At 66.9% G+C, this 8962-nt stretch carries 7 protein-coding genes and 1 pseudogene; 2 read left to right on the top strand and 6 right to left on the bottom strand.

Going from position 1 to position 8962, the window contains the following annotated elements; genetic code table 11:
- Positions 1–210 precede the first annotated feature (210 nt).
- The 5 genes and pseudogenes from BAY1663_RS21180 to leuS form a co-directional block, all read right to left on the bottom strand.
- Positions 211–1563 (bottom strand): lytic murein transglycosylase, encoded by a 1353-nt coding sequence (locus BAY1663_RS21180; RefSeq protein ID WP_051497200.1) that lies wholly within the window; start codon positions 1561–1563, stop codon positions 211–213.
- A gap of 62 nt (positions 1564–1625) precedes the next feature.
- Positions 1626–1784, bottom strand: coding sequence for an alternative ribosome rescue factor ArfA (gene arfA / locus BAY1663_RS21175; protein ID WP_037044731.1), 159 nt, complete (start codon positions 1782–1784; stop codon positions 1626–1628).
- 212 nt (positions 1785–1996) lie between these two features.
- Positions 1997–3025 carry a DNA polymerase III subunit delta gene (gene holA, locus BAY1663_RS21170; protein WP_037044730.1) on the bottom strand — a complete coding sequence of 343 codons (1029 nt, stop codon included), beginning with the start codon at positions 3023–3025 and terminating at the stop codon, positions 1997–1999.
- 33 nt (positions 3026–3058) lie between these two features.
- The gene (gene lptE / locus BAY1663_RS21165) at positions 3059–3664 is read right to left on the bottom strand and encodes an LPS assembly lipoprotein LptE (protein ID WP_037044728.1); all 606 of its coding nucleotides are present in this window, start codon (positions 3662–3664) and stop codon (positions 3059–3061) included.
- 44 nt (positions 3665–3708) lie between these two features.
- A pseudogene (leuS, locus tag BAY1663_RS21160) lies at positions 3709–6314 on the bottom strand (leucine--tRNA ligase).
- A 262-nt stretch (positions 6315–6576) separates the two neighbouring features.
- On the opposite strand from leuS, the gene BAY1663_RS21155 reads away from it, so the two are divergent.
- Both BAY1663_RS21155 and BAY1663_RS21150 read left to right on the top strand, forming a co-directional pair.
- Positions 6577–7026: a hypothetical protein gene (locus BAY1663_RS21155; RefSeq protein ID WP_051497199.1), complete on the top strand. Its 450-nt coding sequence runs from the start codon at positions 6577–6579 to the stop codon at positions 7024–7026.
- A gap of 110 nt (positions 7027–7136) precedes the next feature.
- Positions 7137–7910 carry a YdcF family protein gene (locus tag BAY1663_RS21150; protein WP_037044725.1) on the top strand — a complete coding sequence of 258 codons (774 nt, stop codon included), beginning with the start codon at positions 7137–7139 and terminating at the stop codon, positions 7908–7910.
- Positions 7911–8055: 145 nt separating this feature from the next.
- Here the strand turns inward: BAY1663_RS21150 and lnt are convergent.
- The coding region (lnt, locus tag BAY1663_RS21145) for an apolipoprotein N-acyltransferase (RefSeq protein ID WP_037044723.1) at positions 8056–8962 on the bottom strand (907 nt) is incomplete at its 5' end.

Raw genomic sequence — 8962 nt, 5'->3', positions numbered from 1 at the left:
TCGTTCCGGCGCCGCTCCGGGGGCCGTCACGATGGGACAGGCCCATGCTTACTTTTTCGCGACTGAAAAAAGTGAGTCGCCCAGCAGGGCGAAACCAAGCATTCAAGCAGCTCGATAAACGCCAATGAAAGCAAAACTTTCATTCAACACACCCAAACTTGCCAGTCCGGCGTCAAGCAGCCTGTTCCCATGCAATGCGAAGAACCTTTTTTATGGGAGATCGCAATGCCTGGCCTCTTGAAGAGCGGCAGCTGCCGCCCCCCGATCAGGCTGGGCGCGCAACTGACCCAGCAGCTCCTGGGTGGGATGCCCGTCGGCCGGCCAGCCCAGCCGCTGCTGGAAACCGCGGATGGCTCGGCGAGTATTGGCGCCGATGATGCCGTCCGGCGTGCCGGCATCGAAGCCCTGGGCCAGCAGGCGCTCCTGCAGTTCCAGGCGCTCGGAGCGGCTCAACGGCTGTTCGCCGAGCGGCCAGCTGCCGGCCACTCGACCTCTGCCCTGGAAGCTTTCGGATAGCAGGCCGATGGCCAGCGCATAGGCCGAGGAGTTGTTGTAGCGCAGGATGGCGCGGAAATTGTCGAGGATGAGGAACGCCGGGCCGCGATGGCCGGCCGGCAGCAGCAGGCTGGCGCTGGCCTCGTCGCGGCCGCTGGGCAGGCCGCGCAGGCCGAGGCGGCGCCAGTCGGCCAGTGGCTTGCGTATCTCGTTGTCGGCCAGGGCGTAGTCGAAGCCCGTCGGCAGTTGCACCTCGAACCCCCAGGGCTGGCCCTGTTTCCAGCCGGATGCCTGCAGGTAATGCGCCGCCGAGGCAAGGGCATCGACGGAGCTGTTCCAGATATCGCGCCGGCCGTCGCCGTCGAAATCCACCGCATGGGTGTTGTAGGTGGTCGGGATGAACTGGGTCTGGCCCATGGCGCCGGCCCAGGAGCCGCGCATCTGCTGCACGGTGATGTCGCCGTGCTGGAGAATCTCCAGGGCGGCGATCAGCTGGCTCTTGGCGAAGGCGGGGCGCCTGCCCTCGTGGGCGAGGGTGGCCAGCGAGCGGATCACCGATTTGTCGCCCATGATCTGGCCGAAGCTGCTTTCCAGGCCCCAGACCGCGACCAGTGTTTCGCGGTCGACAGCGTAACGGGCTTCGATCTTGTCCAGGCTGGCAGCGTGTTCGTCGAGCAGGCGCTGGCCGCTGCGCACGCGCTGCGGCGAGATGGCGCCTTCCAGGTACTGCCAGACCGGCCGGGTGAATTCCGGCTGGCTGCGGTCCGCCTCGATCACGGCAGGATCGGGGCGCACGCCGGCGAAGGCCCGGTCGAAGGTTTCCGCGGAGATGCCGGCGGCCAGCGCTTCGACGCGAAACTGTTCGCGCCACTGGCTGAAGCTGGGTTGCGTGGACTCCGTTTGGGCGTCGACGACGGGGCTGTCGCTACGTTGGCTGGTCGAGGCGGATGCGTTGCGGACCAGCTCGGTCCGGGCGAGCGGTTCGGCAGCACAGGCGACCACCAGGCTCATCGCCGAGGCGGCGACCAGGGTGCGCAGCAGCAGAACGGGAACGAAGGTGTAATACATGCACCACTCTCGAAAGGCGTCATCGGCCGCAGACCTTATCACGCTTTCGGTGGCTTGGGTTTTCAGGCCGTCAGAAGGACCGAAGCCTCCCAGTGGGTGGACTGGGAGGCTTCGCGGCGGTAGCTGCCTTTGCCTTTCTTCGGCGTTTCCTGGCGGCTGCGGAACAGTGGTTGCGCCACCAGGCGCTTGGCCTTGTTCGGCCGTTTTCGACTCTTGCTCATGCACTTGCCCTCTGGCTGGCCCGGATTCGGGCGAGGGCATCATAGGCATTGTGCAAAAAATGTCCAGATCTAGAGGCGCAAGCGTGAAATAGGCATCTTCGGAGTGATGCTCTTAGGCTTGAAGTTTCGGGCTTGGCAGTCCTGCGGCCTGCGATCGCCCCGAGGGCGGGTCTCCCACAAAAGCGGTCCGTACACACCGCCGAGCCCCGCTGCTAGATTCCGACCCGCCGTCCGCTCAGTTGCAGGCAGATATTGGCCAGGCCGATCCACGGATCGCCCTCGGCCTGCCCCTTGATCTGTGCATCGACGCGCTGCGCATCCATCAGCAGCTGGCTCCAGCGTGCGGCGCTGTGGCGTGGCAGGGCCTTGGAGAGCAGGGGGCGGCGCTTGTCCCAGACCGGCGGGCGGGCCTGGCTGAAGGCCCGTTCGAGCGGAATGCCCTGGTTGTATTGCTGGGCGATGTTGGCCAGCAGGCGCAGCTCGCGGGCCAGCGCCCAGAGAATCACCGGCGCCTCGACGCCCTCGCCACGCAGGCCTTCGAGCATGTGCAGCGCGTGCGCCGCCTGGCCGTGCAGGGCGGCGTCGATCAGGCCGAAGACGTCGTAGCGGGCGCTGTCGGCCACCGCGGCCTGCACGGTATCGGCACTGACCTGGGCGCCTTCGGCGAGCAGCTTGAGCTTCTCGATTTCCTGGGCGGCCGCCAGCAGGTTGCCTTCGACCCGGGCGGCGATCAGTTCGACCGCTTCCTGGTCGGCGGACAGCCCGGCCTGGGCCAGGCGTTGGCGAATCCATTGCGGCAGCTGTGCGGCGTCCACCGGCCAGACCTGCAGGAACTGCACGTCCTTGCCGTCGATCAGCGCCTTGGCCCACTTGCTCTTCTGCGTGCTGCCGTCGAGCTTGGGCAGGCTGATCAGCAACACGGTGTCTTCCGCGGGGCGGGCCAGGTATTCCAGCAGCGCCGCGGCGCCCTTGTCGCCGGGCTTGCCGTTGGGAATGCGCAATTCGAGCAGGCGCCTCTCGGCGAACAGCGAAAGGCTGGCGCCGGCCTCGATCAGCTGGTTCCAGTCGAAGCCGCTTTCCACGTTGAACACCTGGCGCTCGCTGAAGCCCTGCGCGCGAGTCGCACTGCGAATGGCGTCGCAGGCTTCCTGGCAGAGCAGGTGCTCGTCGCCGCACACCACATAGACCGGTGCCAGGGTGCCTTGCAGGTGCTTGCCGAGTTGGGCGGGAGACAGCTTCATGGGGAGTGACGGGGGCCGGCGGCCCCGTGCGCATCACTGAATGGGCAGCTGGACGGGGGATTGTTGCGGCTGCGCCTCCTGGGCGCGGCGTGCGGCATCCAGTGCCTCGGCTTCGGCGCGGGCCCGGGTCTCGGCTTCCTGCTGCAGGCGGTCGAGTTGCGCCGGGGTGATGCGCTGGATGCGCATGACCAGCTGCTGGAGGATTTCGCGGCGCATTTCCTGGCGCAGCTGGTCGCCTTCCTGGGACGAGCCGATCAGGTTGTTGCTGTCGTGCACGTAGACCTTCTGCACCTCGACGCTGTCTTCGAGCAGCAGCAGGTTCTGCGGGCCGCGGAATTCGTAGTCGAGCACGCTGGTCAGCTCGTACTCGGCGCTGCGTGCCGAGCTGGTGTAGCTGGCGGTGCGCTGGCGGGTCTGCTCGTTGGCGAGGTTGAGGCTGTACTTGGCACCGGGATGGACGCGCACGTCGTTGCTTTCGAGCAGCGCCTCGAGTTGCTGCACCGTCTCGCCGTAGCTGTTGCGCGCCTGCAGGTCGATTTCCTTGAGGCCGAACTCCACGTCGCCGGTACCGCGCAGCTGGAAGCCGCAGGCACTCAGCAGCAGGCTCAGGCCCAGTACCACCAGATTCCGTTTGATCATCTTGTTATCCCCTTGCAGGCCCGGCGCGAGGCGCCGGGGCCGGATCAGTTTGCGACGATATTGACCAGTTTGCCCGGCACCACGATGACCTTGCGGATCGCCAGGCCTTCGGTGAAGCGCAGCACGTTCTCGTTGCCGCGCGCGGTGGTCTCGACTTCTTCGCGGCTGGCGCCGGCCGGCACCTCGATCTGGCCGCGCAGCTTGCCGTTGACCTGCACCACCAGGGTCAGGCTGTCCTGCACCAGGGCGGCTTCGTCGACCTTGGGCCACGGCGCGTCGATGATCGCGCCACTCTTGCCCAGCTGCTGCCAGAGTTCGTGGCAGATGTGCGGGGTGATCGGCGCCAGCAGCAGGGCGACGGTTTCCAGGCCTTCCTGCAGCAGGGCACGGTCCTGTTCGCCGGCGGTCGGCGCCTTCTCCAGCACGTTCATCAGCGTCATGACCTGGGCGATGGCGGTGTTGAACTTGTGGTGCTGGCCGACATCGGTGCTGGCCTGCTTGATCGCCAGATGAATCGCGCGGCGCACGCCCTTCTGTTCGTCGTTCAGCGCGGCCACATCGAGCGCGCCCGGCAGCCCGGCGCCGACGTGGGCGTGGGCCAGACGCCAGACGCGGCGCAGGAAGCGGTTGGCGCCTTCGACGCCGGCATCCGACCATTCGCAGCTCATGTCGGGCGGCGAGGCGAACATCATGAACAGACGGCAGGTGTCGGCGCCGTACTGGTCGATCATGTCCTGCGGGTCGACGCCGTTGTTCTTCGACTTGGACATCTTCTCGGTGCCGCCGATTTCCACCGGCAGGCCGTCGCTCTTCAGCTTGGCGCCGATGACCTTGGCCTTGGCGTCACGCTCGACTTCGACGTCGGCCGGGTTGAACCAGTCCTTGCCGCCGTTTTCCAGGGTGCGGTAGTAGGTCTCGGCGACCACCATGCCCTGGGTCAGCAGGTTCTTGAACGGCTCGTTGGAGCTGACCAGGCCTTCGTCGCGCATCAGCTTGTGGAAGAAGCGCGCGTAGAGCAGGTGCAGGATGGCATGCTCGATGCCGCCGATGTACTGGTCCACCGGCAGCCAGTGGTTGGCCGCCTGCGGGTCGACCATGCCGCCCTCGTAGTTGGGGCTGGCGTAGCGGGCGAAGTACCAGGACGACTCGACGAAGGTGTCCATGGTGTCGGTTTCGCGCTTGGCCGGGACGCCGCATTTCGGGCAGCTGCATTCGTAGAATTCGGGCATCTTCGCCAGCGGCGAGCCGGCGCCATCCGGCACCACGTCTTCGGGCAGCACCACCGGCAGCTGGTCTTCCGGCACCGGCACGTCGCCACAGCTGTCGCAATGGATGATCGGGATCGGGCAGCCCCAGTAGCGCTGGCGGCTGATGCCCCAGTCGCGCAGGCGGAACTGCGTACGCGCCTGGCCGAGGCCCTTCTTCTGCAAAGCCACTTCGATGGCGTCGAAGGCGCCTTCGAAATCCAGGCCGTCGAAGATGCCTGAGTTGATCAGCTGGCCGTGCTCGCCGTAGGCGTCCTGCCAGGGGGCGGGCGTCTCGTCGCCGAAGCGGGTGCGTACCACCGGCTTGATCGGCAGGGCGTACTTGCTGGCGAATTCGAAGTCGCGCTCGTCGTGTGCCGGCACGGCCATGACCGCGCCTTCACCGTAGTTCATCAGCACGTAGTTGGCGACCCACACCGGCAGCAGCTCGCCGGTCAGCGGATGCTGCACGCGCAGGGCGGTGGCCAGGCCCTTCTTCTCCTGGGTGGCGATGTCGGCTTCGGCGACGCCGCCGCGCTTGCACTCATCGATGAAGGCCTGCAGCTCGGGGTTGTTCTGCGCCGCCAGGGTGGCCAGCGGATGTTCGGCGGCCACCGCCACGTAGGTGGCACCCATCAGGGTGTCGGGGCGGGTGGTGAAGACCTTCATCAGCCTTCGCTGCCGATGCTGGCGACATCGTAGGGGAAGCTGATCTCCATGCCGCGCGACTTGCCGATCCAGTTGCGCTGCATGGTCTTGACCTGCTCGGGCCAGCCGTCCAGCTCGTCCAGGCTTTCCAGCAGCTCGTCGGCGTAAGCGGTGATCTTGAAATAGTACATCGGGATTTCGCGCTTCTCGATCAGCGCGCCCGAGCGCCAGCCGCGGCCATCGATGACCTGCTCGTTGGCCAGCACGGTCTGGTCGACCGGGTCCCAGTTCACCGTGCCGTTCTTGCGATAGATCACGCCCTTCTCGAACAGGCGGGTGAACAGCCACTGCTCCCAGCGGTAGTAGTCCGGCTTGCAGGTGGTGACTTCGCGCGACCAGTCGATGGCCAGGCCCAGGCTTTTCAGCTGGGCCTTCATGTAGGCGATGTTCTCGTAGGTCCACTTGGCCGGCGCCACCTGGTTCTTCATCGCGGCATTCTCGGCCGGCATGCCGAAGGCGTCCCAGCCCATCGGTTGCAGCACGTTCTTGCCCTGCATGCGCTGGTAGCGGGCGATCACGTCGCCGATGGTGTAGTTGCGCACGTGGCCCATGTGCAGCTTGCCGCTGGGGTAGGGGAACATCGACAGGCAATAGAAGGTGTCCTTGCCGGGCTGTTCACTCACTTCAAAGGATTTGTTCGCATCCCAGTGGGATTGCGCGGCGGCTTCGATTTCGCGGGGCTGATACTGTTCGTGCATGGCTACTGGCGTTGAAAAGGGGCTGGCTCTCCGCAAACGCGGCTTTTGCAGGTTTGGCGGCCGGCCTGTGGACCTGGCGTGAACCGCGACCCGGCGGGTTGCAAACGGAGGGCATGGAAGCGCCGTAGCATACATGACCCTCCGCGGCCTAGGGAAACCCGATTTGCCGCTGCGCCGGGGCTCCGTCCGTCGCGCCGGGTTTGGGGCGGTCAGGCTGAGCTACGCTTGATTCAGGGGGTGGGATGAATACGAGGTGAGTTTGATGGAAAGAGAGTCCCAAGCGGAGGAAAACAATCTCTACGCGCGGGTACTGCAGCGATTGAGCCTGGCGCTGCAGGAGGCGGAACGTGATGCCGGTGGTGGTCCAGGCGTGTCCGGCGAGCTGGAGGTGCGTGGGTTGACCCCGGCGGAGTTCGAGCTGATCCGTGCCTATCTGCAACGCGATTCCCAGTGGCTGTCCGGCTGGCATGCCGCCGCCGAGGAGCAGGCGCACCTGTCGCGTCAGGCGCTGCGTCCTGGCGTGCGTGGCACCAGCCGTCAGCGTCACAATGGCCGCAAGCATGCGCCACTGGCCTTGAAGCAGGCGCTCAGCTGCGCCCTGTGCAACACCGAAGTGCCCTGGCCCGAGGGTGCGGGACCGGCCATGTGTCCGGCCTGCGGCTCGCAGTTGTTGCGTGCCCGACAGCGCCTGCATACCTATCCGCATCACTAGGAGGGCCGTTGCCGTATCGTCGCAAGCCGTGAACGAGACGGCAACGGGGGCCGCCCCCGACAAATGCCGCTGCGACAGGTAGAGTGGCGGCATTGACCGGGGGAGGCGGGATGCCGATTCGTTATTTCTTCAAGCAACTGCTGCTGCCGCCTGGCGGCCTGCTGTTGCTGTTGCTGCTGGGCTGGTGGCTGCGCCGGCGTGCGCCGCGGCTGGCGGCGCTGTGTTTCGTCACGGGCTTCGGCGGGCTGTGGTTGATGAGCCTGCCGGTGGTGGTGGAATGGGCGGCGCGGGCGATCGAACGCGAGCCGGCGTTGAGCACGGCGCAATGGCCGGACCTGCGCGGGCAGGCCGGCGCCATCGTGGTGCTGGGGGCCGGGCGGGAACAGGCCGATCCGGCCTGGGGCGGCGACCAGCCGAGCTATGTCGCCCTCGAGCGCCTGCGCTATGCCGCGCGCCTGGCGAAGGCCTCCGGCCTGCCGATTCTCACCAGCGGCGGCCTGCACTATGGCCAGCCGCCGAGCGAGGCGGCGCTCGGCGCCGACGTGTTGCAGCGGGATTTCGGCGTGCCGACCCGTTGGCTCGAGGAGCGTAGCCGCACCACCTGGGAGAATGCCGTGCTCAGTGCCGAAATGCTGCGTGCCGCTGGCGTCGAGACGGTGGTGCTGGTGACGTCGGCGGCGCACATGCCGCGTTCGCGCTGGTGCTTCGAGCAGAACGGCCTCCAGGTGATCGCTGCGCCGATGGGCTTCATGGGCGCACACAACGCGCGCCCGCTGGGCGGCTGGCTGCCGGAGGCCAAGGCCTTCTGGCAGAACGGCATGCTGCTCAACGAGGCCGTCGGGATGCTGGTATACCCGCTCGTTTACGGCGCAGGGGGCGAGTGAGGGAGCTGGGTGCGCGTAGGTTGGGTTGAGCTCCGCGAAGCCCAACGGACGAGGCCGCAGGCGGCGGAGTCGTTGCGTCGTGGGCGCGTTCTAGCGGGCTCGGCCCTGCAATGTTGGGCTTCGCTGCTTCGCAGCTCAACCCAACCTACGCCTTGCGTCTGGCCAGCGCCCAGCCCAGCAGCAGGACGCAGACCGCGATCAGCGGCCACGAGCGCCAGCGCAGGTAGGGCGTCAGGCCCTGCATCGGCGTGACTTCGCCATAGAGCACGGCCTGCTCGAACTGCGGGATCTGCTCGGTGATGCGTCCGTAAGGATCGATCAGCACGGTGATGCCGTTATTGGTGGCGCGAATCATCCAGCGGCCGGCTTCCAGGGCGCGCATCTGCGCCATCTGCAGGTGTTGCAGCGGGCCGATGGAGCGGCCGAACCAGGCGTCGTTGCTCACCGTCAGCAGCAGGTCGCTCTGCGCCGCGAGGCCGGCGGCGAATTCCGGATAGACCACTTCGTAGCAGATGTAGGGCGCGACCTGCAGGCCCTTGGCCTGCAGCAGCGGCTGCCCCGGTTCGCCGCGGGCGAAGTCCGACATCGGCAGGTCGAAGAAGGCGATCAGCCCGCGCAGCAGATCCTGCAGCGGCACGTATTCGCCGAACGGCACCAGCTTCTGCTTGAGGTAGGTGCCCGCGCCGACGCCGGTGGTGGTCAGGCCGTTGTAGTAACGCGGCTCGCCGTAGGCGTTCGGCTGGCGCACCGGCACGCCGGTGATCAGCGCCGCGTCGCGCTGCTCGGCGAAGCCGGCCATCATCGACAGGTAGCCTTCGGCATGTTCCTTGAGGATCGGCACCGCGGTCTCCGGCCAGACGATCAGGTCCGCCGGGCGGCTGCGGAAGGTCATGTCGCGGTAGAGCAGCAGCTGCATCTCCAGCTTCTTCGGGTCCCACTTGATGCTCTGCGCGACGTTGCCCTGTACCGCGGCGACGGTCAGCGCCTCGCCCTTGGCGCTGGTCCAGGCCTGGCCCTCGAGCGCCAGGCCCGCCAGCCACGGCGCGATCAGC

This window comes from Pseudomonas sp. BAY1663 (assembly GCF_000582595.1).
In the GTDB taxonomy this organism is placed as follows: Bacteria; Pseudomonadota; Gammaproteobacteria; order Pseudomonadales; family Pseudomonadaceae; genus Stutzerimonas; species Stutzerimonas stutzeri_AF.
Note: the sequence above shows the minus strand (reverse complement) of the source record. Positions and strands in the feature narration are given on the sequence as shown.